Annotated in this window: 28 protein-coding genes; 16 read left to right on the forward strand and 12 right to left on the reverse strand. The window is 41.8% G+C overall.

What is annotated here, in order from left to right; all coding sequences use genetic code 11:
* The first annotated feature begins 448 nt into the window (after positions 1 to 448).
* Positions 449 to 748, forward strand: coding sequence for a hypothetical protein (locus HUW48_RS23570; protein ID WP_182413268.1), 300 nt, complete (start codon positions 449 to 451; stop codon positions 746 to 748).
* A gap of 161 nt (positions 749 to 909) precedes the next feature.
* Here the strand turns inward: HUW48_RS23570 and HUW48_RS23575 are convergent, their stop codons facing one another.
* The 4 genes from HUW48_RS23575 to HUW48_RS23590 form a co-directional block, all read right to left on the reverse strand.
* Positions 910 to 1440: an REP-associated tyrosine transposase gene (locus tag HUW48_RS23575; protein ID WP_182413269.1), complete on the reverse strand. Its 531-nt coding sequence runs from the start codon at positions 1438 to 1440 to the stop codon at positions 910 to 912.
* Positions 1441 to 1686: 246 nt separating this feature from the next.
* Complete coding sequence (locus HUW48_RS23580; RefSeq protein ID WP_182413270.1) at positions 1687 to 3195, reverse strand: P-loop NTPase fold protein; 1509 nt, start codon at positions 3193 to 3195, stop codon at positions 1687 to 1689.
* 75 nt (positions 3196 to 3270) lie between these two features.
* Positions 3271 to 5649, reverse strand: coding sequence for a ribonucleoside-diphosphate reductase subunit alpha (locus HUW48_RS23585; protein WP_182413271.1), 2379 nt, complete (start codon positions 5647 to 5649; stop codon positions 3271 to 3273).
* Between the two features lie 189 nt (positions 5650 to 5838).
* Positions 5839 to 6798, reverse strand: coding sequence for a ribonucleoside-diphosphate reductase small subunit (locus tag HUW48_RS23590; protein WP_182413272.1), 960 nt, complete (start codon positions 6796 to 6798; stop codon positions 5839 to 5841).
* A gap of 379 nt (positions 6799 to 7177) precedes the next feature.
* Between HUW48_RS23590 and rplU the strand changes: the two genes are divergently transcribed.
* Both rplU and rpmA read left to right on the forward strand, forming a co-directional pair.
* Positions 7178 to 7486 carry a 50S ribosomal protein L21 gene (rplU, locus tag HUW48_RS23595; protein ID WP_182413273.1) on the forward strand — a complete coding sequence of 103 codons (309 nt, stop codon included), beginning with the start codon at positions 7178 to 7180 and terminating at the stop codon, positions 7484 to 7486.
* Positions 7487 to 7562: 76 nt separating this feature from the next.
* Entirely contained in the window at positions 7563 to 7847 is a 285-nt protein-coding gene (gene rpmA, locus HUW48_RS23600; RefSeq protein ID WP_182413274.1) for a 50S ribosomal protein L27, read from the forward strand.
* A gap of 521 nt (positions 7848 to 8368) precedes the next feature.
* Here the strand turns inward: rpmA and HUW48_RS27390 are convergent.
* Entirely contained in the window at positions 8369 to 8503 is a 135-nt protein-coding gene (locus HUW48_RS27390; RefSeq protein ID WP_262891470.1) for a hypothetical protein, read from the reverse strand.
* A gap of 112 nt (positions 8504 to 8615) precedes the next feature.
* On the opposite strand from HUW48_RS27390, the gene HUW48_RS23605 reads away from it, so the two are divergent.
* Positions 8616 to 9719 carry an amidohydrolase family protein gene (locus tag HUW48_RS23605; protein WP_182413275.1) on the forward strand — a complete coding sequence of 368 codons (1104 nt, stop codon included), beginning with the start codon at positions 8616 to 8618 and terminating at the stop codon, positions 9717 to 9719.
* Between the two features lie 176 nt (positions 9720 to 9895).
* Here the strand turns inward: HUW48_RS23605 and HUW48_RS27395 are convergent, their stop codons facing one another.
* Both HUW48_RS27395 and HUW48_RS23610 read right to left on the reverse strand, forming a co-directional pair.
* Positions 9896 to 10030, reverse strand: coding sequence for a hypothetical protein (locus HUW48_RS27395; RefSeq protein WP_262891471.1), 135 nt, complete (start codon positions 10028 to 10030; stop codon positions 9896 to 9898).
* Between the two features lie 116 nt (positions 10031 to 10146).
* On the reverse strand, positions 10147 to 12051 hold the full coding sequence (locus tag HUW48_RS23610) for a vWA domain-containing protein (RefSeq protein WP_182413276.1): 1905 nt from the start codon (positions 12049 to 12051) through the stop codon (positions 10147 to 10149).
* A gap of 115 nt (positions 12052 to 12166) precedes the next feature.
* On the opposite strand from HUW48_RS23610, the gene HUW48_RS23615 reads away from it, so the two are divergent.
* From HUW48_RS23615 to HUW48_RS23630, 4 genes are all read left to right on the forward strand, one after another.
* Entirely contained in the window at positions 12167 to 12763 is a 597-nt protein-coding gene (locus tag HUW48_RS23615) for an RNA polymerase sigma factor (RefSeq protein ID WP_182413277.1), read from the forward strand.
* Positions 12750 to 13895 carry an energy transducer TonB gene (locus HUW48_RS23620; protein ID WP_182413278.1) on the forward strand — a complete coding sequence of 382 codons (1146 nt, stop codon included), beginning with the start codon at positions 12750 to 12752 and terminating at the stop codon, positions 13893 to 13895. Before HUW48_RS23615 ends, HUW48_RS23620 begins: the two co-directional genes overlap by 14 nt.
* A 125-nt stretch (positions 13896 to 14020) precedes the next feature.
* Positions 14021 to 14398 carry a TM2 domain-containing protein gene (locus HUW48_RS23625; protein ID WP_182413279.1) on the forward strand — a complete coding sequence of 126 codons (378 nt, stop codon included), beginning with the start codon at positions 14021 to 14023 and terminating at the stop codon, positions 14396 to 14398.
* A 3-nt stretch (positions 14399 to 14401) separates the two neighbouring features.
* On the forward strand, positions 14402 to 14881 hold the full coding sequence (locus HUW48_RS23630; RefSeq protein WP_182413280.1) for a phospholipase D-like domain-containing protein: 480 nt from the start codon (positions 14402 to 14404) through the stop codon (positions 14879 to 14881).
* 69 nt (positions 14882 to 14950) lie between these two features.
* Here the strand turns inward: HUW48_RS23630 and HUW48_RS23635 are convergent, their stop codons facing one another.
* Positions 14951 to 15361 (reverse strand): VOC family protein, encoded by a 411-nt coding sequence (locus HUW48_RS23635; protein ID WP_182413281.1) that lies wholly within the window; start codon positions 15359 to 15361, stop codon positions 14951 to 14953.
* Between the two features lie 75 nt (positions 15362 to 15436).
* Positions 15437 to 16759, reverse strand: a complete 1323-nt coding sequence (locus HUW48_RS23640) for an amidohydrolase (RefSeq protein ID WP_182413282.1) — start codon at positions 16757 to 16759, stop codon at positions 15437 to 15439.
* A 391-nt stretch (positions 16760 to 17150) separates the two neighbouring features.
* Between HUW48_RS23640 and HUW48_RS23645 the strand changes: the two genes are divergently transcribed.
* The 3 genes from HUW48_RS23645 to HUW48_RS23655 all read left to right on the forward strand — a co-directional run bounded on the left by HUW48_RS23645 (position 17151) and on the right by HUW48_RS23655 (position 18414).
* Positions 17151 to 17441 carry a hypothetical protein gene (locus HUW48_RS23645; RefSeq protein WP_182413283.1) on the forward strand — a complete coding sequence of 97 codons (291 nt, stop codon included), beginning with the start codon at positions 17151 to 17153 and terminating at the stop codon, positions 17439 to 17441.
* Positions 17442 to 17682: 241 nt separating this feature from the next.
* A complete protein-coding gene (locus tag HUW48_RS23650; protein ID WP_182413284.1) occupies positions 17683 to 18177 on the forward strand; it encodes a DinB family protein in 495 nt (164 codons plus the stop codon).
* Positions 18178 to 18192: 15 nt separating this feature from the next.
* Entirely contained in the window at positions 18193 to 18414 is a 222-nt protein-coding gene (locus HUW48_RS23655) for a hypothetical protein (protein ID WP_182413285.1), read from the forward strand.
* A 243-nt stretch (positions 18415 to 18657) separates the two neighbouring features.
* Here the strand turns inward: HUW48_RS23655 and HUW48_RS23660 are convergent, their stop codons facing one another.
* Positions 18658 to 19728: a formylglycine-generating enzyme family protein gene (locus HUW48_RS23660; RefSeq protein ID WP_182413286.1), complete on the reverse strand. Its 1071-nt coding sequence runs from the start codon at positions 19726 to 19728 to the stop codon at positions 18658 to 18660.
* A gap of 227 nt (positions 19729 to 19955) precedes the next feature.
* Between HUW48_RS23660 and HUW48_RS23665 the strand changes: the two genes are divergently transcribed.
* A complete protein-coding gene (locus tag HUW48_RS23665) occupies positions 19956 to 21248 on the forward strand; it encodes a glucuronyl esterase domain-containing protein (RefSeq protein WP_246343595.1) in 1293 nt (430 codons plus the stop codon).
* Positions 21249 to 21585: 337 nt separating this feature from the next.
* Here the strand turns inward: HUW48_RS23665 and HUW48_RS23670 are convergent, their stop codons facing one another.
* Positions 21586 to 22044, reverse strand: a complete 459-nt coding sequence (locus HUW48_RS23670; RefSeq protein ID WP_182413287.1) for an MEKHLA domain-containing protein — start codon at positions 22042 to 22044, stop codon at positions 21586 to 21588.
* A gap of 18 nt (positions 22045 to 22062) precedes the next feature.
* Here HUW48_RS23670 and HUW48_RS23675 point away from each other — a divergent pair, with 18 nt between their 5' ends.
* The 3 genes from HUW48_RS23675 (at position 22063) to HUW48_RS23685 (ending at position 24973) form a co-directional block, all read left to right on the forward strand.
* Positions 22063 to 22200, forward strand: a complete 138-nt coding sequence (locus HUW48_RS23675; RefSeq protein ID WP_182413288.1) for a hypothetical protein — start codon at positions 22063 to 22065, stop codon at positions 22198 to 22200.
* Positions 22176 to 23264 (forward strand): glutamate 5-kinase, encoded by a 1089-nt coding sequence (proB, locus tag HUW48_RS23680; protein WP_182413289.1) that lies wholly within the window; start codon positions 22176 to 22178, stop codon positions 23262 to 23264. Before HUW48_RS23675 ends, proB begins: the two co-directional genes overlap by 25 nt.
* Before the next feature lie 458 nt (positions 23265 to 23722).
* Positions 23723 to 24973, forward strand: coding sequence for a glutamate-5-semialdehyde dehydrogenase (locus HUW48_RS23685; protein ID WP_182413290.1), 1251 nt, complete (start codon positions 23723 to 23725; stop codon positions 24971 to 24973).
* A 268-nt stretch (positions 24974 to 25241) separates the two neighbouring features.
* On the opposite strand, the gene HUW48_RS23690 is transcribed toward HUW48_RS23685, so the two are convergent.
* Positions 25242 to 26390 (reverse strand): amidohydrolase family protein, encoded by a 1149-nt coding sequence (locus tag HUW48_RS23690; RefSeq protein ID WP_246343596.1) that lies wholly within the window; start codon positions 26388 to 26390, stop codon positions 25242 to 25244.
* 207 nt (positions 26391 to 26597) lie between these two features.
* Between HUW48_RS23690 and HUW48_RS23695 the strand changes: the two genes are divergently transcribed.
* Positions 26598 to 26990 (forward strand): hypothetical protein, encoded by a 393-nt coding sequence (locus tag HUW48_RS23695; protein WP_182413291.1) that lies wholly within the window; start codon positions 26598 to 26600, stop codon positions 26988 to 26990.
* Positions 26991 to 26993 lie beyond the last annotated feature (3 nt).

The following is a 26993-nucleotide window of genomic DNA, read 5'->3' on the forward strand; positions in this document are numbered from 1 at the left end:
AATGGAGTTTACCTTTTAAGCAGAAAGTCCGGTAAATTCACGTAAGACATTAGTATACAAAACGGTTTCGTGAGAGTAAAACTAAATACTTTTGCTAAACCGTTTTTCTTTTTGCTTTATGTACCAAGCTCAATCCTTCCGCTTAATTTTCATTTAATATCTGACAGAGTAAATTTTGCTACTTTTTCCGGATAAAATTCTGTTAAATTATATTTACAAGGCAAGTAAATAAACTATACCATTTAAGGCAATTATCTCTACTTTTTAGTAAATAATTTCCTAATTGGTTTAAATTAGATGCTATCTGAGTAAAATATTGTATAATTCTTAAAAAATAAGCGTATATAGTAGTAGTAAATATTTATTTAAGCGATATTTAACCAGTCACTGCGCGTGGTATATTGTACGTAGAAAAGTTTTATTTTCTTCTAGCTTAAACTATTCCGTTATGAGTTCTAATACTTTAGTTAACCCCGTTTTGGATAAGATGCAACAGCTCACTTACTCCGACGACAGTATTTATGAGTTCTTTAGTTTAGCCAATAAAGCTTATCTGCTGATTTATACGCAGGGAATTGACGGAAAACAAGCATACTTAGACAAACTAAAGCTGGTAATAGAAAGGCAGATCCGGCCTTTGTTAGAAGAAGATTTAACGAGAAAAGAAAAGCAGGATTTGTTTAAAACGGCTAAAACCAATTTCGAAGCCCAGTTAAAAGCTTACTCTAAATATAAGAAATCTTCGTAAACCTTTTACTTGAGCAAGTGCAAGTGCTGATTGGATTACAATTCAGGAAAGTATAACAGTTTGTCTATTGCTTTAGAAGTTAAATAAGCTACCAATTATGCTATTACCAGCAACTTGTAGTTACTATTATAGAGTAAAACTATTTTATTATTAATTGCTTTTTACACCGGAAGCACTGTTAATGGACTTAAGGGATTAGCGCTGCTGAAAGTAAAAGCTTGTGGTTCATTCACCAATCCTGCTATTACTGGATTCTGGTGAATATAATTTACTTTTTGCTCGACCAGCTTATTATTTACTAAATCTATTGGGTGGTTGTGGTGTTGCCAAAACTGAAACTCGATGTTGTGGTTGTTTTTGCGGGCAAAATGCCGGAATAAAAAGAGCAGCCAATCTTTGCGGCTTTCCTGCGGATTATCTTGGATTTGCTGGAGCAATTGTTTAGCGGTATAACTTTTAAAATCCTGCAGAATATCACTAAGCGTACCCGTTTCGGCAGCAGCGATTAAATGCACATGGCTGCTCATGATGCAATAAGCATAGAGCTGCAAGCCTTTCTTTTCCTGACAGTATTTTAAATTCTGCACCAACGTATCGCAGTACTCGCTTCGGGTAAACACATCTATCCAGCCCACTACGGTAAGCGTTACAAAAAACAACCCGCCTTCGTACGTTTTATAAGCCCGCGACATATCCCGACTTATACGGGCTTAACACACCTGATGGTATATTTTACTGGCAAGTATTAGATAGCTAAAAACAAAAAATTTTAAATTTTAAAAATATCGCGAGCGTCTACGCTCGTGATGCCCATCGTCCGGCCTCTGGCCGGTAGAAATTTGTTGCTGATTTGCTTTTAGGAAAGGTCGATCGGTTAGCCCGGCCAGAGGCCTACCAAATAGTTAGACACGAGCGAGGACGCTCGCGCCATGGTGATATCATTTTAAATAATTAATTTCTCTTAATAATTGAAAAGATTGATAGATAATTTCATACAAATAAATATTAGGATCTATTCTACTTTCTTCATTATCTGAAATTATCGTTGCATAGTATTGATTCCTTCTATCGCCATACTTTATAAGGTTATATTTTATAACTTCATGAGCATTAAATGCTAATTTATATTGTAAAGTTGGTGATTCAACATTTATATTAGTATGTATTATGAATTTATGATTTTGATGATCTAATAAAGTTATAAAATGACCTGCTAAGGTTTCTTCAGAAACTTCTGAGCCTGAATAATTTACATTTCTACTTTTACCAAAACGAATTAATCTTTGTAATGCCTTATCTAATGATTCAATACTTCCAAATAGCCAAACTAAAATTTCGAAAGCAATAGTGACTGGCACATGGATGTTATATATATGTTTAGGATTTCTTAATTTCAACTCTTTTTCAGAAAAATTAAACTTATTACCATAAGCTGACTTTATTCTTCGAATATTAAGCGAACCACTTAGTATACACTCTTTTAATAAAAAAAATAGCAGACTATCATCGTCATCATATTTAAATAAGTGCTCTTTAAAAAACTCTTTATACTTCCCGAAATCTATGCTCTCTAAAATTCTATTTGTAGCTGTAGCAATTTCTTCATCATTATTAAAATAGTAAATTTCTGTACTAAAAAACTTATCTATATAACCTGTAAAGTCAACATTAGCACCATAACGAGTAGTAAATAAGTTTCTAATATTGTCAATATCACAAACAAAAATTACCTTATCAAATCCAAACTTATTTACCGTAGACTTATGATAATCTAAATGAGCACTAAATATATTAAATAGTCTAAATGTATGCTCTGGGTCAATCCTATCTAAATCATCAATTATTAAAACCTTAAGTTTAGATTTTTTATTATCTTTATTAGATAGGGTATCTAAGCTTTTCTCAATAAATGAAGTGATAAAATCTGATTCAAATAAGAAATTCTTATCAATTTCTTTTACAAATTCTTCTAATCTAAAATTTAAGTTTACGTCTTTCCGTATTTTTTCGATTTCACTAAAATTTGGCAACAGTTTCTTGATAAATACTGAAAGTGGGGATAAATCTGGTGCTTCTTTATTTAAAAGAGGAATCAATGGAAGAAAAGATTCCAGCAAATCTGGGGCTTTATCTTCAAGTAAAACTCCATAAGCAGTACTTCTATCAACACTTTCAACAACTAACTGTAAATCGTGAGTAAATATTAACTCATATAAAATGTCGTATTTTATCAATCTGAAAATATCTTCATTATTTGAAATAGAATAATTGATAGGTTTTAAATTAATAGCTACATAATCTTCTCTCTCAGCATCAAAATATTTTTCTAAAAAATAACTTTTTCCTATACCAAAAATTCCAGAAAAGATGATTCTCTCATTTCTAAAATTATCTAAATGCTGTTTAAATAGTACAGATTGGCTGTTTATTGGAATATCTAAATACATAGCAATAGGTTAAAAAAAGAGGTCACTATAAATTAGTGACCTCTTAAAATTAGAATCAATTTTAAATTTTACTATTTAGCTACCACATGCCTCGCATGCGTCTGGATTATCCAGGGAGCAGGCCATGTCGCTTTGATTCTGGTTGGCGACGTTCATCGGTTCCAGGGTTTCGGCGGCTTGTTTTTCTACCGTGAACTTAATCGCGTCGGCGGCGGCTTTGGTGCGCAGGTAATACATACCGGTTTTCAGGCCGCGTTTCCAGGCGTGAAAGTGCATCGAAGTCAGTTTACCGAAGTTCGGGTTTTGTACGTGCAGGTTCAAGCTCTGGCTTTGGCAGATGTATGCTCCACGGTCGGCGCTCAAATCAATAATGGTTTTCTGCTTAATTTCCCAAACGGTTTTGTACAGGTCTTTAATGTTCTGCGGAATGTTCGGGATATTTTGAATAGAACCGTTGGCCGAGATAATTTGGTTCTTCATGCTGTCGTTCCAGATACCCAAGCCAATTAAATCTTTCAGTAAGTGCTTGTTCACCACCATAAACTCGCCGCTGAGTACGCGGCGTACGTAAATATTAGAAGTATACGGCTCAAAGCTTTCGTTATTACCTAATATCTGCGCGGTAGAGGCAGTTGGCATTGGCGCTACCAGTAACGAGTTACGCACACCGTGTTCTACTACTTCGTTACGTAAAGATTCCCAATCCCAACGCTTCGACTCCGGCGTAACGCCCCACATATCAAACTGGAAGATACCGCGGGAAATAGGCGAACCTTCAAAAGTAGAGTACGGACCATCTTTTTTCGCCAAATCTTTCGAAGCCGTCATGGCTGCAAAGTAAATGGTTTCAAAAATGTCTTTGTTCAACTGGGCGGCTTCTTCGCTTTCAAACGGCATGCGCAAGGCAATAAACGTATCGGCTAAGCCCTGAATACCCAAGCCAATTGGCCGGTGGCGCATGTTCGATTTTTCCGCTTCCGGAACCGGGTAATAGTTAATATCAATTACCTTGTTCAGGTTTTTAGTAACGTGGTAGGTTACCTCGTATAATTTCTGGTGGTCAAATACCTTGTGGCCGTTCTCGTCTTTTACGTAGCGCGGCAAGGCTAAAGATGCCAGGTTACACACGGCAATTTCGTCGGGCGCAGTATACTCAATAATCTCGGTACATAAGTTACTTGACTTAATAGTACCTAAGTTCTGCTGGTTCGATTTGCTGTTCGCGTGGTCTTTAAACAACATGTACGGCGTACCGGTTTCGGTTTGGCTTTCCAGAATAGCAAACCACAGTTCCTGTGCTTTAATGGTTTTGCGGGCACGGCCTTCTTTCTCGTATTTTTCGTACAAACGCTCAAAGTCTTTGCCGTAGCAATCAGGCAGGCCAGGGGCTTCGTTCGGGCAGAACAAGCTCCAGTCGCCGTTGCTTTCTACGCGCTTCATAAACAAATCCGGAATCCAGAGAGCGTAGAACAAATCGCGGGCGCGCATTTCTTCTTTCCCGTGGTTCTTACGCAATTCTAAAAACTCGAATACATCTGCATGCCACGGCTCCAGATAAATCGCGAAAGCACCTTTCCGCTTGCCTCCACCTTGGTCTACGTAACGGGCCGTATCGTTAAATACTTTCAGCATTGGTACTAAACCATTAGAAGTACCATTGGTGCCTTTAATATAAGAGCCCGTTGCCCGGATGCTGTGCGCGCTTAAACCAATACCACCGGCACTCTGCGAAATCATGGCGCAGTTTTTCAGGGTATCGTAAATTCCGGCAATGCTGTCTTCTTTCATGGTAAGCAAGAAGCAGCTCGATAACTGAGGTTTGGGTGAACCGGCATTAAATAAAGTAGGCGTAGCGTGGGTAAACCATTTCTCCGACATCAGGGTGTACGTTTCCAAGGCCGAATCAATGTCGTTTTTGTGAATACCAATAGCTACCCGCATGAGCATGTGCTGCGGACGTTCTACAATTTTGCCATCGATGCGCAGTAAGTACGAACGCTCCAGGGTTTTGTAGCCGAAGTAATCGTAATTGTAGTCGCGGTCGTAGATAATGCTGGAGTCGAGCAAAGCAGCATTTTTCCGGATAATTTCGTACACATCTTTCGCAATTAAAGACGCGTTTTCACCGGTTTTAGGGTCTTCGTAGGTATACAGCCGCTTCATGGTGCTGCTGAACGACTTAGCTGTAACCTTATGCAAGTTTGAGATCGCAATCCGGGCCGCCAGAATGGCATAATCCGGGTGCTTGGTGGTGAGCGATGCCGAAATTTCTGCGGCCAGGTTATCGAGTTCTACGGTGGTTACACCATCGTAAATGCCATCAATTACCTTTTTAGCCACCTCAATCGGCGATACATAAATCATGTTCAGGCCGTAGCAGAGTTTCTCTATTCGGGCCGTAATTTTGTCGAACTTGACGGACTCGCGCCGGCCGTCTCTTTTTATAACTAACATAGTCTGTAAAAATATAGATTAAAGGGTTCCGGCCAGGCGCAGAACGCCCGGTAAAAGCCTGATTGCGGAAAGCCCCTTCAGGCGAGGATTTAGTAAAAAATTTTTGATTTTTAAGGGAGACGAAGAGGCCGGAAAGTTTCGAGATGTTATTCGCTATTTTTTCCGGTTGCCCCATTCGTTATGTTTTGATTAAAAATCTTCGTCGAGCGAGAACGCATTATCCGTCCGCTCACTCATTACCCCCGATTTCTGGTATTCGGCAACGCGTTTTTCGAAGAAGTTTGTTTTTCCCTGTAACGAAATCATTTCCATGAAATCGAAAGGATTAGTGGCATTATAAATTTTAGAACAGCCCAACGCCACCAGCAGCCGGTCGGCTACAAATTCGATGTACTGGCTCATCAGTTTGGCGTTCATTCCTATCAGGGCTACGGGTAGCGCGTCGGTTACAAATTCTTGTTCAATAGAAACCGCGTCGCGAATGATGGTTTGTACGCGTTCTTCGGGTAGCGGGTTTTCCAACATCGAGTACAGCAAGCAGGCAAAATCACAGTGGAGTCCTTCGTCACGGGAAATCAACTCATTCGAAAACGTTAAACCTGGCATCAGGCCACGCTTTTTGAGCCAGAAGATAGAGCAAAACGAGCCGGAGAAAAAGATACCTTCTACGGCAGCAAACGCGATTAAACGCTCGGTAAAGTTTTCGGAATTAATCCATTTTAAAGCCCACTCGCCTTTTTTCTTCACGCAATCTACGGTTTCGAGCGCGTTAAATAAGTGGTCTTTTTCTTCCGGATTCTTTATATAAGTGTCAATCAGCAGGGAATAAGTTTCGGAGTGAATGTTTTCCATCATAATCTGGAAACCATAAAAACAGCGGGCTTCGGGCATTTGCACTTCCTGCATGAAATTTATAGCCAGGTTTTCGTTCACGATACCATCGGAGGCCGCAAAGAAGGCTAAAACGTGCGAAATAAAGTGCCGTTCGCCATCATTCAGACGTTCCCAGTCTTTATTATCCGCCGATAAGTCAATCTCTTCGGCCGTCCAGAAACTGGCTTCGGCTTTCTTGTACATTTGCCAAATGGCGTCGTTCTGAATTGGGAATAGAACGAATCTATTCGGGTTCTCTTGCAATATAGGCTCCATAGATACTAATTAAAGGTAAACGAAATAGGTACTTTCTAAATCACTCTGATTACCAGCGGGATAACCGGTTTGTACTTTCCGCTGCGCGTTTCTAAAGGTGAATCTGATTCAAATATACGGAAGAACCCCTCTTTCATTCCCCAAAAGATCATTTATTTCTCCACTATTTCTCCACAGATATTCACACTTAGAATGTGTATAAATAAACCAATTTATGCACAGTAAGTTTTTTAATACAAGCTGAAAGCAGGTTAAGATACTGTAAATGAGTGAAGTAAATATTGGATTTATAAGTTAAATTAAAATAAAGCTTATTTGGTAATTACGGCAACAAATATTACCTTTGCCCCCTAATTATAAAACCAAAAAAGTAAGCTTCATGTACGCAATAGTTGATATCGCAGGTCGTCAGACCAAGGTAGAAGGTGGCAAGTTCATCTATACCAACAAGCTTTCCGGCAATGAGGGTGACGCCGTAGAGTTCGCCAATGTATTATTAACCGACGACAACGGCACTCTTAATGTAGGAGCACCGTTTGTGGAAAACATTAAAGTTACCGGTAAAATACTTGGCCATGTTAAAGGAGATAAAGTAATTATCTTCAAGAAAAAACGCCGTAAAGGTTACAAAAAGAAAAACGGTCACCGCCAGGATTATACCAAAGTATTAATCGAGAGCATTGCTTAATTAGAAAGAGCAAGTATTTTAAAGGTAATTTAAATTAGTAAAACTTTCGGGTTCCCGAATTAAAAGATAAAAGAAAATGGCACACAAAAAAGGAGCAGGTTCGTCGAACAACGGTCGCGAATCGCATAGCAAACGACTGGGTGTAAAAATTTATGGTGGCCAAGCTATTATAGCTGGTAACATTATCGTGCGTCAGCGCGGTACTGCGCACCACCCTGGTTTAAACGTGGGTATTGGTAAAGACCATACTTTGTTTGCATTAGTTGATGGTAAAGTAGAATTTAAAAAAGGCCGCAAAGACCGTTCTTTTGTATCGGTTGTTCCGGTTGATGCTCCAGTAGCTGCTGAAGTTGCTGAGTAATTTTTTAAAATTTTTAATATCAAAAAAGGCTGCCTTAGGGTAGCCTTTTTTTGTTTGTAGCTTATTTTGTTTTAGAGGGTTTTCTTGTATTTGAGCTTGTTTAGCATAGTCTCACTTTTGCCATTACTTTCTAGTTCTCTAAGGCCTCATGGCCGGCGGGTCTCGTTTGGCTCTCTCGGGCGGTTTAGCGAACCTTGGCTCGTTGCACTGCGCCATGCCTCCTGCGTCGGCACCGGAACGCTAAAAGGCCCTCCATAGCCAAACTGGTTCAGGTTGCTTTTAGCTACTGCTTTTTCTGGTTGAGAGTAGCAGCAGGATAGAGTTGCATCAAATACTAAGTAATTCTATTCGGAATAGAGGATACTTTATTTACCAGGATGTAAATCAGAAAAAGTTAAATACTGAAAGTATAGTCAACCATCCCTGCCCCTCCTTATCTAAGGAGGGGCAGGGATGGTTGACTTGTGATAGTTTAGCCAATTGCATCGAAATAAAAACTACTGCAACTGGCGGGTTAATATCTACCAAATAAAACAATACCAATTTTTGTTTTGAGGGCCTTTTAGCGATTCGGTGTGGCGCAGCCACATTCCGCAGCGGAGCGAGGAAAGATTCGCTAAACAGCCCGAAAAGCAAAAACGAGTCCCGCCGGCCATGAGGCCACCAAGTTAATAGATAGTAACTTCTTCCATGAGACTGTGCATGGAAGTTCAGAAAAAAAATTAATAACTCTTTCTTATATTTAAACCACATTCCACTACTCACCCTATGATCCGCAACAAACAATTCATTTTAATTCTGGCCGGCATACTTTTTTCTTTTATTTCACTAATCGCGCAAGCTCAGGAAATGAGCTTTGAAGAATATGAGCCTAAATCTACGCTGGTGGTGCCCGAACACCCGGTAACCAAAGCTAAGTACCCTTTTATTGATGTGCATAGCCACCAAAACTCCAACATGAGCAAAGAGGCAATGACCAAAATAGTGAAGGAGATGGATGCTTTAAATATGCGCACCATGGTTAATTTGAGCGGCGGCAGCGGCAGCGAACTTAAAAGCGGAGTAGCTAATTTAAAAGGAAGTTACCCAAATCGTTTTGTAGTATTTGCCAATGTGGATTTTAGTAAGATCGACGACCCGAACTTTGGCGAAAAAGCCGCTACCCAATTAGAACAAGACGTGAAAAATGGCGCCCAAGGATTAAAAATCTTTAAAAATTTGGGCATGACCGTGAAAGATAAAAACGGTAAAAGAATCCCGACCGATGATCCAAGGTTAAACCCCATCTGGCAAAAGTGCGCCGAACTAAAAATCCCCGTGCTTATTCATACTGGTGAACCTCAATCCTTTTTCGACCCGATTGATAAAAACAACGAGCGCTGGCTGGAATTAAAACAATTTCCGAACCGGGCCCGCCCGAGTAGCGAATACCCCAGTTGGGAGCAAGTAATGCAGGAGCAACACAGTCTATTTGCGAAAAACCCTAAAACCATATTTATTAACGCGCATTTGGGCTGGCTTGGTGGCGATTTAGCCAGGTTGGGTAAGTTATTAGATAAGTTACCCAACGTGTACACCGAGATTGGTGCGGTACTCGCGGAACTAGGTCGGCAACCACATTTTGCCCGCGAATGGTTTATTAAATACCAGGATCGCGTTTTATTCGGAAAAGATATTTACGCCCCAACCGAATACCATACGTACTTCCGGGTTCTCGAAACCAACGATGAATACTTCGATTATTACCGCAAACGCCACGCCTTCTGGAAAATGTACGGCTTAAACTTACCCGACGAAGTTCTAAAAAAACTCTACTATAAGAATGCCCTAAAAATTGTTCCCCGCCTGGATGCCACCGGCTTCCCGAAGTAAGTGGATTTTAAAGGATTGTAGTGATTCTTTATTACTTGGCTAGGATAAATTTTATTTCCCACTTTTACCGAACTTAGTAATCAACCACCCCTACCCCACCTAAGCTTAGGAGGGGAGCTTTAAATTTACTTGATTATTAAACAATACAGTTACTACAACGGCAGCTACAACGGCAGCTAAGAATAATTGACACCAGTTTGGCTTTTGAGCGCCTTATAGTCTTCCGGTGCCGAGGAACGAGACATTCCGCAGCGAAGCGAGGAAAGGAGGGATACACTGCGCGAAGAAGCCAAACGAGGCCTGCCGGCCATGAGGCAAACTCAGCCTATTCAATCCGCATCAGCACCGCAACCTGGAGACTTGAAAAGGCTCCAAGTAGTAATCCCAATCCCAGAAAGCACTTCCTTTCGTTAGGTAGCTAGAAAATTTACTTCTCCTTAGGAACAACCTGCGCTTCCGGTATACCATTATCCAGTAATTGCGTAGTCTTCACTAAACGAACAAACTCAGCCCGATAACCTTCCGGATCTTGCCCTTTCGCTCCTTCTGCTAAAGAAAGTACATTGGCGTAAGTTGCCTGACCTTTATGTTCGGAATCGCGGAGCAGCATGCCAAATTCAGCTACGGCTGCCGCAAACCGGAAATTCTCTGACGGTTTAGTGGTAACATCTGTATTTACTATTTTCTCGAGTAATTTACTCGTATTTCCATCAGGAGCTTTGTAACGTAATTTTAAGGTTAGTAACTCTCCGGCAAAAGCAGTTGGAGGGCTTTTTACCTGCTGGTATTTCAGTTCGTCAACTTCACTTAATGGCGTAGAAGATTTTTTACTACTGGCCGGGATAATTTCGTAGAGTGCCGTTACAGTGTGACCCGCTCCTAAATCGCCGGCATCTTTTTTATCGTTTTTAAAATCTTCGTTGTGTAAATTCCGGTTTTCGTAACCAATCAGGCGGTAAGCTTTTACGTAGGCCGGGTTAAACTCCAGTTGCAGTTTTACATCTTTGGCAATGGTAAACAATGTGCCGCCAAACTCATTCACAAATACCTTTTTCGCTTCCTGAATATTATCCAGGTAAGCATAATTACCATTTCCAATATCGGCCAGCTTTTCCATCCGGCTGTCTTTTAAATTGCCGGTACCAAACCCCAGAACAGTTAAAAATACGCCGCTTTCCCGCTTTTCTTCAATGAGCCGTTCCAGTTCCGAAGTACTCGATACGCCCACGTTAAAATCGCCGTCGGTGGCTAAAATTACCCGGTTATTGCCTTCTTTTAGTAAATTTTCCTGTGCTACCTTGTAAGCTAACTTAATGCCTTCGCCGCCCGCAGTAGAGCCTCCGGCTTCCAGCTTCTCTAATGCCGAAAGGATAACTTCTTTACGGTTACCCGGAGTAGGTGGAAGTACCAAGCCGGCGGCTCCGGCGTATACCGCAATGGCTACTTTATCCTGCGGACGCAATTGGTTTACCAGTAATTTAAATCCGGCAATTACCAGCGGCAACTTATCTTCCGAAGCCATAGAACCCGACACATCAATCAGGAAAACAAGATTAGCGGGCGGCAGGTTATCGGTGGGTATATTTTTGCCCTGCAAGCCGATGTGTAGCAATTGATTATCGGGGTTCCAGGGGCAAGCTGCCAGTTCCGTTATCATAGCTACCGGGTCTTCCTTTTTTGGTTGTGGATAGCTATACTTAAAGTAATTAACCATCTCCTCAATGCGTACGGCATCTTTGGGCGGCTTTCGCCCATTGTTTAAAAACCGACGCACGTTGCTGTACGAAGCAGCATCCACATCAATCGAAAAAGTTGAAAGCGGATTGCGGGTAGTTTCCAAGAAAATATTTTCTTCTACCCGGTCGTATTCTTCGGTGTTATAATTTGTCCGGGGTAAATCAATCAATATCCGTCTGGAGTTCATTGGGCCAACGCTCGCTTTTATTTGAATCCTGCTCATCATATTCGCTGCTGCTTTCACGGCCTGTTCGGCCTGATCGAACGCTACTTCTACTACTTCCTGTAAGGTGTTGGTGTCCGGTTGTAACTTAATATTCAATCGTTTTTGAGTACCGAGCCTAATTTCCTGGGTAATGTAACCTACCTGACTTACTACCAGTGAACGAGCAGAAGCGGGTACCTGAATTGTAAAGGTGCCAGCCGAATCGGTGAGCGTACCCAGGCTGGTTCCTTTTATGGTTAGGTTTACGCCGGCTAAAGGCTGATTATAGCGGGAATGGGTTACTTGTCCGGTAAGAGTCCGGTTTTGGGCCAGGCTCCGGCACGAGGTAATCAGCAACAGTAAAGCAAACAAATACCAGTAGTTTTTCATGGCCGTAGAACGTAAATTTCTTTCATGATGTAGCTACTCAAAGAATTACACACGCCCATTGATATTTTTTTCCGGAATAAATGCTTTTATTTAGGATAGTTTTACCTTGCCGGATATGTTTCTTAAGTTCTTCTCGAAAAACCCGCAACCACCCGACGACCGGGAACTGGTACAACGCTACCAGGAAACCGGCGACTTGGCCTACGTAGGAGAATTATTTGAACGTTATACCGAAATGGTTTACCTCATCTGCCGCAAATACCTGCCCGACGAAGACGAAAGCAAAGATGCGACCATGCAAGTGTTTGAACAGCTAATAGAAAATCTAAAAAAGCACCAGGTTACTAATTTTAAAAGTTGGCTGCATTCTACAGCTAAAAATCACTGCCTGATGCAGTTACGGGCGAAAAAAAGTAAACCTACCCTCTCGTTAGATGCCGAGCCCATTTTATCTATGCAATTTAGTAAGCATTTGCATCTAGGTAATAATGAGGACGAAAACCAGGAACAAGACTGGCAATTGCTTGAAAAAGCTTTAGCCGATTTGCCCCCGGAACAACGTTTTTGCCTGGAATTATTTTACCTGCAGGAGAAAAGTTACCAGCAAATTGCCGAACAAACGGGTTACGACCTAAACAGAGTGCGCAGTTATATTCAGAACGGGCGCCGGAATATGAAAATTTACGTGGAGAAGCATCATGACCCAACCTGATACCTTAAAATGGCTTTTACCCGACGACGGGCATTTTTCGTTGGAACAGCTCCGGCTGTACCAGGAAGAAAACTTGTCGGCCCTAGCCCGGCATCAGGTAGAAAAGCACCTGCTGGATTGTGACCTATGCACCGACGTATTGGCCGGTATAGCTGTTTCTAACCGGGGCCAAACTCAAAATGCCGTAAACCAGTTAAGCCAGCAAATAAAAAGTAAAGTTCAGTCGGAACCACGTTTAAAAGCCCGGTCTTTTTACGGACCAGCTTTGCGGATAGCCGCCGGATTTTTAATTTTACTCGTGAGTTTTGGTGTATTCCGATACTTGCAACGACCTACTTTAACGGCCACCCCAGAAAGCTCAGTTGCTCAACAAACTCAAACAAAACTTAAAGCCGAAGAACCGCAGGTGGCTCTTTCTGCTCCTCCGGACCCCATTATAAAGCCTACTGAACCAGAACCTATTGCTCCGGTAAAGAGTAAAGTTAGCTCCCCAACCCGGAAAGCCACTGTTGCTAAATCCATAAAAAAGGAAAAATCTGAAATTGCACTTCATTCGTCGGCACCGGCAGAAACACTTTTCCCGATTGATACCGCGATAGTGTTAGATGCCATGATTAACAAAACGGCAGATGCTTCTGAAATGGCTTCAGATGTTCCATTACCTACTACTATTGCTAAAAATAGCTTAACGGCCAAAAGAGCACTCACCGGCGCTGCATTAACGGGTAAGTCAATAAATAGTATATCCTTACAAAGCGCCACTACTTTTACTAATCAGGAGCAGTTACCGGAAGCAGCAACCATTCATTACAGTGCAGTAAAAGAAATTACAAATGGACTTACCCGGACCAAGCCTCAAATGGGGATGCCAGCCTTTAACCAATATATTCAGGAGAATTTACGTTATCCCGCCGAAGCGAAGAGACAAAATCAAGAAGGTATAGTTGAGGTAAGCTTTACGGTAACGACAGAAGGCAAATTAACTAACTTTAAAATTCTAAAAAGCCTACATCCTGCCTGCGATGCCGAGGCTATTCGGGTAATTCAAGAAGGGCCAGGCTGGCAGCCTACCCAATTACAAGGCCAGCCTCAAGCCGAAAACGTGCGGGTAACGGTGCAATTTAAGTTATAGATTTTACTAAATTGTCTATTAACCAAAATTAATAGCTTGCTTTAAGTTGACTAACTCTTCCGCTTAACTTACCTGTTGTACAATACCAATTGAACCGTTTTATTTTACCGTAACCGCAAACAACCATGGCTAATATCTTAAACTACTTACCTTATTTAGAAACCGATGAAATGGCCTTTCTGCAAGGCATATTTCAAAATATGAATGACCAACAGGCGCAGCAATTCGCCGATATTTACCGGGCGCGCCGCAAAACGCCCGAACTTATTTTATTTACTACCTTATTGGGCTTTGTAGGTTTTGCCGGCGTTCAACGGTTTGTAATTGGCAGTATCGGTATGGGGATTTTATACTTTTTTACGGCCGGACTTTGTTTTATTGGTACTATTATCGACGCTATTAATTACCGGCGGATGGCTTTTGATTATAATATAAAAGAAGCGCAAAAAGTGCAGATAATGGTAATAAGCCAAATGGGAGGTCCGTATTCGGGGCAGAATTAGAATATGGTAAGTTTTTCGTCTCTTTTCCGGAAACCTGAGAAAGTAATACAGCAAGTATATTTTAGTCCGGGCATTGATTGCTTAAATGCCATTCTGGAGCAAATAGAAACTGCTCGTACTTCTCTAAAAATCTGTGTCTTTACCATCAGCGACGATCGCATTACAAAGGCTATTTTACAGGCGCACCGCAACCGGGTAGCTATTAAAATTATTACCGATAATGAAAAGTTATTTGATATGGGTTCGGACATCAAACAACTGGCGCAGGCGGGTATTTCTATTCGGGTAGATAATTCACCTAACCACATGCACCACAAATTTGCTATTGTTGATGATTACCTGGTACTAACCGGTTCGTATAACTGGACCCGCAGTGCCGCCAAATATAACCACGAAAACCTGGTAATTACTTCAGCCAAAAATATAGTTACCGATTTTCGTTACGAGTTCGATCGCTTATGGAGTGTCATGGTGCCGCTTTAGATCTAACAAAGAGCCATTAATTTTAAAACTTGGCAAGCTGAATTTACTAAAAACTTAATTTTCCCATTACTAACCTCTTTTTATCTCTTCACCCCAGGTACCGGCAAACAAAACCACGCGCCAGCCATCCGGATCTTCAAAAGTAAGTCCTTTGCTATTCCAATAAGGGTTTTCGGGCGGAATTGGGAAATAACCCAGATTCTGCATGCGCGTAGCAGCAGCATCTAAAACGGCTTGATCCGGAATGTAAAAAACCAGCAAATTATCTTTAGTTGGAGCCGGGCAAGGGCTACCAGCCACATGTTGCGTAAACTCCAGATGATATTGTTTATCGGGCAAACCCAGCATCACGCCATCATACCCCGCATGGTTGGTAAAAGAACTTAGCTTTTCCAGCCCTAAACCTTCGGTATAAAATTGAATAACTTTAGGTAACTGGTTTGTTGGGCGGGCAATCCGGACTTGCGAGAAGGAAAACATGAACTATAGATTATAAATCATTTTAGTAGTAATTTTTCGCCTAATACTACAGCAACATTAATAGTTTTTGTTTTCTTAATTTCCACCGCCAGAATTAACCTTTCCCGGGTAATCCAATACCAAATTACAAAGAGCTCTTATGCCCAACTTAAAGCCACTCTCGTCGATGAAGAAGTCGGGGGTATGGTGGGAAGGCGCTTCTTCGCGCTTTTTGCCTTTGGGCATACCACCCAGGAAAACAAACAAGCCAGGTACTTTCTCCTGGAAAAAAGAAAAATCTTCGGCACCGGTTACTGCCGGGCGCAGTTCCACATTTTCGGTGCCCGCCGTTCGTTGTAATGTAGGCAGCATTTTTTCGGTTAGGGCTGGCTGGTTGTACGTTACCGGATAGCGGATGCTCAACGGAATTTGTACTTCGGCCGTAGCACCGGCGCTCTCGGCCGTTTTTGTAGCCACTTGCTTTACGCGGGCAATAATCATTTTCTCATCTTCGGCGCTTAGAGCCCGCAGTGTACCTGTCATTTCTACCTGCTCCGGAATAATATTCGACCGGTTGCCGCCTTGAATAGTTCCAATGGTTACAATACCCGGGTTTTCGGTTACATTTAAATTACGGCTGACAATAGTTTGTAAATTATTAATAATTTGAGCCGAAACCACAATCGGATCGACGGAAGACCAGGGGTAAGCGCCGTGCGCTTGTTTACCTTTTACGGTTATCTTCATGTCGTTTACGCTGGCCATGGTACCGCCCGGACGGTAGGTAACTTTACCAACTTCTGTTTGCGAATTAATATGCAGACCAAACGCCACATCCACTTTCGGGTTTTCTAATACGCCTTCTTTTATCATTAACTCCGCGCCGCCCTCTTCCCCGAAAGGCGCTCCTTCTTCGGCGGGCTGAAAGATAAATTTTATTGTACCGCTAAGATCATTTTTCATTCCGGCCAGTACTTCAGCGGCACCCATTAAAATAGCCACGTGCGAATCATGGCCACAGGCGTGCATCACTCCTACTGGTTGGCCGTTGTAAGTAGATTTAACTTTAGATGCAAAAGGCAATGGCACCCGTTCGGTAACCGGCAAAGCATCCATGTCGGCGCGTAAGGCAATAACCGGCCCCGGTTTACCTCCTTTCAGAATACCTACCACTCCGGTCTTAGCTACTCCGGTTTTTACTTCCATGCCCAAGGCTTTCAAATGCTTGGCTACAATTGCCGCTGTTCGTTTCTCGTTATTGCTTAGTTCCGGGTTCTGATGAAAATCGCGACGCCAGGTAATAACTTTTTGCTCCACTTTATCGGCGCCCTGGTCTACTTTAGTAGAAAGAGGATTTTGCTGCGCCAAAGTTGGTAGAGCCAATGTGGTACTGAGAAGTAAGATGTAAATATTTTTCATATAGTAGTATTTTATCAAATATATTGTTTGTGCTAGAATGCCAATCAGGAGATTGTCCATCTGCAAATGCCTAGAGCGCTTCGCTAGCTCTACGCAGAACGGCAATTTGATAGTTGTAAGATATTAAATCTGTTAAATATAAAGTAAGTAAGAAGACAAATTAAATGATAGATGATAAGTAGGGGATATTCAATCAAAAGATTAAATCACCAATAGAAGCTAAGCTTGCTTCCACTAACTTATTATAATTGCCAAAGTTTATTGGCACAGGTAAAATAAACTATTACAATTTAAAACAACAGTTTTATTACTATAAAAGTCAGACTCTGATAAAATACAAAACTACGGCAAACTGTTTTTTAGCTATTTATTACAGATAAATAAAAGGTTTATGAACGAAGATTTAACCCATCTTACCCGGGAAGAACTCATAGCAGAAGTGGTGAAATTGCGCAAGGGCATTCGGGCGCACCGCGATAGCACTATGCACGAATTATGCTGGCACCATCCGCAACTGTGGAACCTTTTACCCGAGAAGACTATCCCCGAAATAGCCGTACCCGCCTGGCCGCAGTTTATTCGGGGTTGTTTGCGCTACCGCGAATCTTTAGATACCCAGCTTCCGGATGCCCCACGAGTAAAAAAGGAATTTAATGATCCAGATTCCCCAAGTAATATCTAGTGCTGCTACTTTCGCTTTGCCTAATTACTAAATTACTTTTAAACGCTTTCTTATCTGAGCTTCTACTTCTAACCGATACACTTATATTCCTTTCACCCTTATTTTCTTATTTAACGTGAGTTCAAGAGAAGAAAAAAAGTAAAAAATTTAAAAATTTCCGGAATACGACTGCCATACCGTTGTCAGTGGTGGGCTGTAGCTTTGTTTTATAAATCATCTGTTTCACCACAAAAACTAAGCTATGGAGCAAACTATTGAAAAAAACCAAACCGCATCCTTTATTTCAACCGCAAACTTATTAGAGCACTGGCAAGGCCACCGGGGCTTAACCCGCCGGGTAATAGAAGCCTTTCCGGAAAAAGATTTTTTTGAGTACTCTATTGGCGGTATGCGCCCGTTTGCCGCTATGGTGCAGGAGTTGCTAGCCATTGCCGCCCCTGGTCTCCGGGAAATTGTGGGTGGGAATACAGAAGAATTAAACGAACACTTAGATCACCAAAACAACAAAGCGCAGTTGCTGGCTTTATGGGATCAATCTACCGATGAAATTAACCGATTGTGGGCGCAAATTCCGGAAGAGAAATTTCAGGAGACTATTCTGGCTTTTGGCCAGTACGAAGGCACAGTGTGGTCTACTGTTTTATATTACATCGATAACGAAATTCACCACCGCGCGCAGGGATTTGTGTATTTGCGCTCGTTGGGCATAGAACCGCCTTATTTTTGGCAAAGATAAACCCCGGGAGCTTGCATGAAAGAGGTACTGGTATTTCAAACATCGGTAACTACCCACCAGCGCGTGAATCAGGTAAAACCTGTATTGGATAACCTGATGCACTCCGGTGAAAAATGGAATTTTGATCTGGAGGATTGCGATTACATTCTCCGGGTCGAAGCCATTCGGATTCAAGCCCCTGTTATTATCCAAAGCCTGAACAAGGCCGGATTTGTATGCCGAGAACTGGAAGACTGATTATAAGTAAAATCCTTGGTACAAAGTATATTCAGAATATACCTAATACCAAGGATTTTATCTTTCTTATTGTATTTGCCTTCTTATACCAAATAGTATAAACCAAAGGCAGTTACTTTAAATACAGCATCCCTACAGTATTACCAACTTGATTTAAATCTTCTGCTAAAGAGCTTGCGTTATAGTACTTTTTATAGGGCTAAAACGCTATAATAAAGTTGCTTTTACCAGCCCCAGGCTCATTCAATTTACTTTATCCTTCACACAACGGAAGCCTAGATTATCGGAACTACTGGTTACTTCGCCTTTACCGCGACTGCCGGCTTTATACCGGATACAATACTGATCGCTGCACAAAAAAGAACCTCCGCGCTGAACCCGTTTTACTACATTAGGCTCATCTGGGTCGTAACTGTCAGTTGGGCCTTGGGGATTTTTAGCAGGACTTTGGCTGTAATAATCCGGACGATAAAAATCGCTGCACCATTCCCACACGTTGCCTTCCATATCGTATAAACCGTAAGCGTTCGGCGGGAACGATTTTATGGGAGCCACGCCCAGGAAGCCATCTTCGCCGGTATTTTTATCCGGAAAATTTCCTTGGTAAATATTCGCCACCCATTTATTACCCGGCATTAACTCACTGCCCCAATAGTATTTTTGTTTTTCTTTGCCCCCACGGGCCGCATATTCCCATTCGGCTTCGGTGGGTAAACGTTTGCCCGACCAGTGAGCGTAGGCAAGTGCATCTTCGTAGGAAACTTGTACCACCGGCGATTTTTTTAAATTTTTTACCCTTACCTCCGGGCCTTGGGGCTGAAACCAGTTAGCTCCCGGTACATATTCCCACCACTGCAACGGATTATCTAAAATTACTTCTTGCGCAGGAGCAGAAAATACCGCCGAGCCAGGCACCAGTTTATCAGCAGGAACGCCCGGGTAATCGGCGGGGTTTAAAGCTCTTTCCGCCACAGTTTTGTAGTTAGTTGCTCTTACAAATTCGGCGTATTGCCCATAGGTAACTTCATGCTCATCCATCCAAAACCCGTTTACCGTAACAGCGTGTACAGGCTTGGCATCCGGAAATTCCGGCTCTTCCGAACCCATCTGAAAAGTCCCGCCTTTTATCCAAACCATTTTGGTTTTTGCCGTATCAGCCACCTGATTTAAAACAACGGTTGCTTTTTGACTAACTGCTTTCTCCGGTACTTTCACTTTATTCTCTGATTTGCTCTGGCAACTAGTAATAAAAGAAAGCGCCAGTAAAAAGATAAAACCCGCTTTTAAGGCTGAGTAAGATTCATTAAAATTCATAAATAGACTCACAATGAAAAAACATTCTTAACTTATAGAAAAACAAAATAAACCCTATCTTATGTTTCTTCTAAATATTAATTTCCAGAAACAACCGTGGTGATTAAAAAGTAAGCTTACCTGTTCAGTTTCCGAGGTTGTGTTAAAATAATAAAGCTCTGAAAAAGCTAAGCTACTTGTATGGGTTCCGGGTAAATACTTATCTTTCTTTCTAAATATGGCAAAATATGAAAAAACTGCTTGTTTGTTTTACTGTTTGTGCAATTGCTTTGGCGGGTATACCTACTCAGAACCTACATGCCCAGGAAACATTTAATTACGACGAAACAAAAGTAGGCACTTATACATTGCCTCCACTATTGCAAACTCCCGATGGTAAGAAAATAACTACTACCACGCAATGGAACAACATTCAGCGGCCAGCATTATTAAAATTATTCGCCGATAATGTTTACGGCAGATTGCCGGGCAAACCGAAAGGCCTACATTTTAAAGTAACTTCCGAAGACAAAGAAGCCTTGGGCGGCAAAGCTATCCGGAAACAAATTACAATTTACTTTACGCCAGCTGATACCGGAGCAAGCATGGATGTGTTGTTGTATTTACCCAAACAGGCCAAAGGACCCGTTCCTATTTTTGCCGGTCTAAATTTTAAAGGCAATCACACGGTGCATACCGACCCGGAAATTAAAATTACTTCCCGCTGGGTAGCCGAGGATAAGAATGCTGGTATTACCGGTAACAAAGCCAACGAAAATACGCGAGGTTTGCAAGCCAGCCGCTGGGTGGTAGAAGAAATATTAACCCGAGGTTATGGCTTGGCTACGGCGTATTACGGCGACCTGGAACCTGATTACCCTGAAGGATATAAGACCGGTATCCGGACGCAGTTAAGCAAATCCTTACAAATTCAGCCGAATGAGTGGGGAGCAATTGGCGCCTGGGCCTGGGGCATGAGCCGCATTATGGATTATTTCGAAACTGACCCGGCCATTAACGCGAAGCAAGTTGCTTTACAAGGACATTCCCGCATTGGCAAGGCGGCCCTCTGGACAGGAGCGAACGATACCCGCTTTGCTATGATTATCTCTAACGAATCCGGCGAAGGAGGAGCGGCTTTGGCCCGACGCTGGTACGGCGAAACCGTGGCTCGTTTAAATTCAGCTTTTCCGCATTGGTTTAACCCTAATTACAAGAAATTTAACGACAAGCCCAACCAATTGCCCGTTGATCAGCATCAATTACTTGCTCTAATAGCACCTCGCCCATTGTACGTTGCCAGCGCCCAGGAAGACCAATGGTCGGATCCGAAAGGTGAGTTTTTAAGTGCGCAGGCAGTTGGCCCAGTATACGCCTTATTCAGCAAGAAAGGCATAGAAACTCCCGAAATGCCCGGTTTAAACCAGCCAGTAGGTGAAACAGTTCGCTACCACAACCGCAGCGGCAAACACGATGTTACCCTATATGACTGGCAGCAGTACTTGGACTTCGCTGATAAACAATTTAGTAATAAGCAGTAGTTAGAACCGATAATTTTTTAAATTTTGAAAGCTCCCCTCCTGTTTTAGGCTATTCTCAAGCCGCATGCTAAATCAAAGGAAGGTATTCCATTCAACCTCATCAGGTTGTCTGGTTACATTTTCTCGCAAATAGGGCGCGGAAGTTACTTCCGTGCCTTACCCGCTCTTTCCTGATAGCAACGACTATTTTCTTATTTTCAACAAGAGGCACGGAAGTAACTTCCGCGCCATAGTGAGCATTTTGGTACTAAGCAGTAGTTATTTTTTAATATCGAAAGCTGCCCTCCTAATCTTTAAAGGGCAGCTATTCTCTTCAAAGACCATAAAATAAACTCTTCTACAAAAACTCCCACTCCTTAAAAGTAGCAGCCTGCCCTTGGTAAGTACCATTAGTATCGTAAATATTCCAGAGAATGGCCTTTTTAATAATAAACCGCTGGCTGGTACTCGAAATGCGCACCCCGTTGTAATTAGAGATAAATCCTTTTTGTTTAGCTTCTTCCAACATGGCTTGTCTTTCAGCTACCGCCACGGGTTCGGCCGATAAACGGGAAGGCAATTGGGTAAAATCATCCCAAGGCATTTCCCAAAGCTGTTGAGCCGTTTGGTTTGCATAATTAAATATTGGATCGGGTTGTGTACCATGCGACAACAATACAAAGGTGGCTTGGTATAATTTCTGAGCCAGTTCTTCGGGGGTAAAACTTCCCTCCAATAACACTTGTCCGGTGACCTGCTTAAAAGAATCAGCTAATAAAAGGCTGTGTTGAATAATAAAATTGCTAAGTAAAGTCATTTCGAACGAGCTAAACAAATGGCTATTTTAGCCTGGAAATTAAGTAATCTGCCGGATGAAATAAAAATTGTGCTGCAATATTCCGCAGAAACACTTAACATTGCCGCCAGTAAATTTAGTGCGAATACTTTATGGCGCTCTCCTACCGCAGAATAATTGTAAAAATAGGCTCAAACGTACTTACCCAGGAAAACGGCATGCCCGACATTGCCCGCATGCAGCACCTGGTAGAGCAGATTACGCAATTAAAAAAACAAGGCAAGGAAGTAATCGTGGTGTCTTCGGGGGCAGTGGCTTCGGGCCGCAGTTTAATTAAAATTTCAGAAAAAGCCGATGCCGTTACCAGTCGGCAATTACTGGCAGCCGTAGGACAAGTAAAACTCATAAATACCTACTCCGAACTTTTCAGCCAACACGAATTAATTTGTGCGCAGGTATTAGTTACCAAAGAAGATTTCCGCGACCGTCAGCATTACCTTAACTTAAAAAACTGCTTTCAGGTGCTGCTGCAAAACAATGTTATCCCAATTGTAAACGAAAATGACGTTATTTCAGTAACCGAACTCATGTTTACGGATAATGATGAACTGGCTGGTTTAATTGCCTCTATGCTCAATGCCGATGCTTTAATTATTTTAAGCAACGTAAACGGTATTTACAACGGTGACCCAAAAAATCCTGAATCGGAAGTAATTACCGAAGTTAAACCCGAAACCACTGGTTTTGGGGCCTTTGTTACTACCCAACGTTCGCAGTTTGGCCGGGGTGGTATGCTAACCAAAAGCCACATGGCCCGCAAAGTTGCCCAACTAGGCATTTCAGTACACATTGCTAACGGTAAAACCGAGAATATTCTTCCGAAAGTATTAAACGAAGAAGCAGTAAATACCCGCTTTATTCCGAGTAAAACCACTTCGGGCCGCAAGAAATGGATTGCTCACTCCGAGAATTACGCCAAAGGAGCCGTGCAAATTAATGCGGGTGCCAAAACTGCTCTTACTTCGGCAAAAGCTACTAGTTTGCTACCCGTTGGTATTATTAAAATTATTGGTGAGTTTCAGAAAGGAGATATTATTAAACTACTCGACGAAAACCAGAAATTAATCGGCCAAGGCATTGCTGAGTATAGCTCCGACAAGGCCCATGAGCGCCTGGGCCAGCAAAACCAAAAACCACTCGTGCACTACGATTATCTATTTCTAAATGCAGAGGTTGGGTAAATAAATGATTAAGTAAAAGTTTCAAATAGAATAACATAAAACTGTTAGGAAATTACTTCTATTTGATTGGGATAGCAGAACACATTTGTGTAAATCTCTTAAAAATAGAAATACACGCAATTAAAGTAGCTAAGAATAATTAACACCAGTTTGGCTATGGAGGTCCTTCTAAGGTTCTGGTGCCGCAGGCATTGCGAGGAACGAGCAAAGGAGGCTTAGACAAGCCCGAGAGAGCCAAACGAGGCCCGCCGGCCAGGAGGCAAACTTGAAGCAATTAAGCAAAATAGCACCTGAGCATGGAGACTTGGAAAGGCTTCAAAGAAAAGCAGTTGTATATCAAAAATACATTTTTATAATTTGTATAGTAAAGGCTGAAATACAGAAAATAGAAGCCTAAAACGCAATAATGTAGCTTAAAACAAATAAACATTTAAAGTTTAGTTTGTTTTATTTCAGAAATGATGACCTTACAAGATACCTTTAAAAATACCCAAAAAGCCAGTCAGAATCTGGGGTTATTGCCAGCCGAAAAAATAGATACTATTCTGCTGGACCTGGCCGATGCAGCCGTAGTTCAAACGCCTTTTATACTCGCCGAAAACGAGAAAGACTTGGCCCGTATGGATTCTAACGACCCTAAATACGACCGGCTAAAACTAACGGCTGCCCGCCTGGAAGATATTGCCAAAGACCTCCGCAATGTGGCCAGTTTACCTTCGCCGCTTGGTCGTACCCTGTTGCAGAAAGATTTACCAAATGGTTTAGAAATATCAAAAATAAGTGTGCCATTAGGGGTAATCGGCATTATTTACGAAGCACGCCCCAATGTTACGTTCGATGTATTTTCGTTGTGCCTGAAAACGGGCAATGCTTGTATTTTAAAAGGAGGCAGCGATGCTGCTGCTTCAAATGCGGCTATTTTATCGGTTATTCACCAGGTATTAACCCAACACCAGGTAGATACGGACATTGTTGCTTTATTACCGCCTGACCGCCAGGCCACGGAAGCTTTACTGCAAGCCCGCGGCTACGTAGATGTTCTTATTCCGCGCGGTAGCCAGGCTTTAATTGATTTGGTGCGGCAAAATGCCAAAATACCAGTAATAGAAACAGGAGCCGGCATTGTACATACCTTTTTCGATGAAACCGGTAACCTCGAAAGAGGCAAAGCCATTATTGCCAATGCCAAAACCCGTCGGGTAAGCGTTTGTAATGCTTTGGATTGCCTGCTGGTTCACCAAAACCGCTTGAACGATTTGCCCGCTTTAACCGCTCTCCTGGCCGAAAAACAAGTGGAAATTTTTGCGGATGCACCGGCGCACGCTGCTTTAAAAGAAGCATATCCGGAAGATTTATTAAAACCTGCCCAAGAAGAGCATTTCGGTACTGAGTTTTTGTCGTTAAAACTGGCTCTAAAAACCGTAGCTAATTTAGAAGAAGCATTAATGCACATTGCTACTTATTCTTCAAAACACAGCGAAGCCATTATTTCGGAAGATGCCGCCAATGTAGCGCAATTCTTAAACAGCGTAGATGCCGCTGCCGTTTACGCCAATACATCCACTGCCTTTACCGATGGAGCGCAGTTTGGTTTAGGTGCCGAAATTGGTATTAGTACGCAAAAATTACATGCCCGTGGCCCCATGGGTTTAGAAGAACTAACCAGCTATAAATGGGTGGTAAAAGGCAATGGGCAGATAAGAAGTTAATATCAAATTATAGTAAATACGCCATTTAAGCTAAGAATAACAGAATACCCAAGAATAATAAACACCAGTTTGGTTAAATACCCTTCACAGCCAAACCGGTGTTAACTACCTGGTTCTACTAGAATTTAGTAAATAACTCTACATCTAAGTAACTTTTACCATACCGAAACTACTAAAATAATTCACTGATATTAGGCAAGTTAACTAAACGAAAGTCTGACCTCTACTATCTTCGCACTTGTGCTTCTTTACTAATTTGGTATTACTATCATTTTGGATTTACACTGGAGAATCGTTTTTCTGCATTTTGAAAGTAAATTTTATCAATTACTTCCCGGGATAATTTTAAACCGTTAAACGTTCCCTCTATACTGGGCACGCTCATATTTTCGTCAGAAGCAAAAAATTTCCAGTCTCTGGACCAGGTTTCGTGGGCTTGTTTCCTGACATCGGCTGAGTTTCTATCTTTGTTAAAAACAAAATCCGTGGCATAAATTAGCCGGTCTTGGTATTTTATAAAGAACCCGCGGACTTTTTCCCGCTCCTTTACCGATTGATATTGAAAGTGCGGAATCCGGGCGGCCATATCTACGGCCATATTCGGAAACTTATCCAGGCGCTTAGCCAGTTCGTCTACGCTCCATTCCAGGCTACCTAAATGGGCACCGACAAAAGTTACATCTGAATGTTTTTCCAGCATATGGTCTCGGGCTTGTATGTGCTGTTCGTAAGAAGGATATTCCGGATGCAAATACATGTGGTACTGCGGGTGCTCCCGGTAATAGTTTTTATCTCCGTTAACTGTCATTTTGTCGATTGGTAACCAACAGTTCCGCGGTTCGCCTAAGTGAGCAATGAGCGTTCTTTTATTCTGAGAAATAAAATCAATAATGGGGTCAAACTGCGGATTATCTACCATTACAAACTTGTTATTTTTATCTTTCAGCTCCATGCCGATATTTTTCCAGAATTTAACCGCCACTGCACCTTTGGCGAAAGAATCTTTTAAATAGGCAATTGTTTTATTCTGCCAATCGGGAGCATTAAAATCCTTTACCGAAATACTGGTAGCATAAGCAATTCTTTCCGGATAAGCTTTTACGTGTTCTAATGCCAATCGCTGTTGCTCGGTAATATCCGGGTATCCGGGAGCATCTACGTTAATCGTCAACAGCCGGAAGTTATCTTCTTCGGCTTGCTTTATTAAACCAGCATCCGTGGTATTAATATGAACGTGCGTATCAAACTTTTTGACCAGCTTAAAATCATCCAGCGTATAATAAGTCTCGGCAGCAGTTTTATTTTTGGTGGTTGCTTCGGCAGTTGTAGCTGCATTTTGCTTTTTTTGCGAACAACTCAGTAAAAAAATTAAAAATAAAATGGTTGGCAGGCTCCAGTACCGGATGTTCATTCTCATAGGCTTAAACATAAATGGGTAATGTTCCGAAAGAGGGTGGTTGTAAGGAACCAATATAAACAAGTGTGGCGAGATTTACTATTACTCCGGAAAAGTTAAGACCGAATAAGAACTTACTTTATATAATTTTAATGATTTGAGCATCTTTCCTGTATCAAAATAACGTATACATTAAGTTCTATTTTAAACTAAGTATTTTGGTGCGCCATGAAAGCAGTAATTTTATTTATCAGCTTTTTACTGGCTTCTTACAGAACTATTGAAAAGCCAGTTTATACCCAATCAAAAGATAAAGCTTTCTCTTTAACAGGAGAATGGGAAAGAACCGGGAATCTAACAGAAGGGAACATCAGCAAATTAACCTTTTACCCCGACGGGAAACTGAATATTTTAAATAAAAAACGCTCCGAAATGCGGTTAGTACGGTATCGTGTTATTTCGGAAGCTTCACCTTTTAAAGGAGAAATTTTGTTGGTAGCTTTAGGGGAAGGCCAACCGCAGGATAGGATTCCTTTTACTGTTAATTTTACTAGTTCTGCCAGCATTAACTTTACTTATCAACCTGGAAATATGCAACAAACGCTTCAGTTAAAAAAGTAAAAG

Origin of the sequence: Adhaeribacter radiodurans, assembly GCF_014075995.1 — a bacterium.
Lineage (GTDB): Bacteria > Bacteroidota > Bacteroidia > Cytophagales > Hymenobacteraceae > Adhaeribacter > Adhaeribacter radiodurans.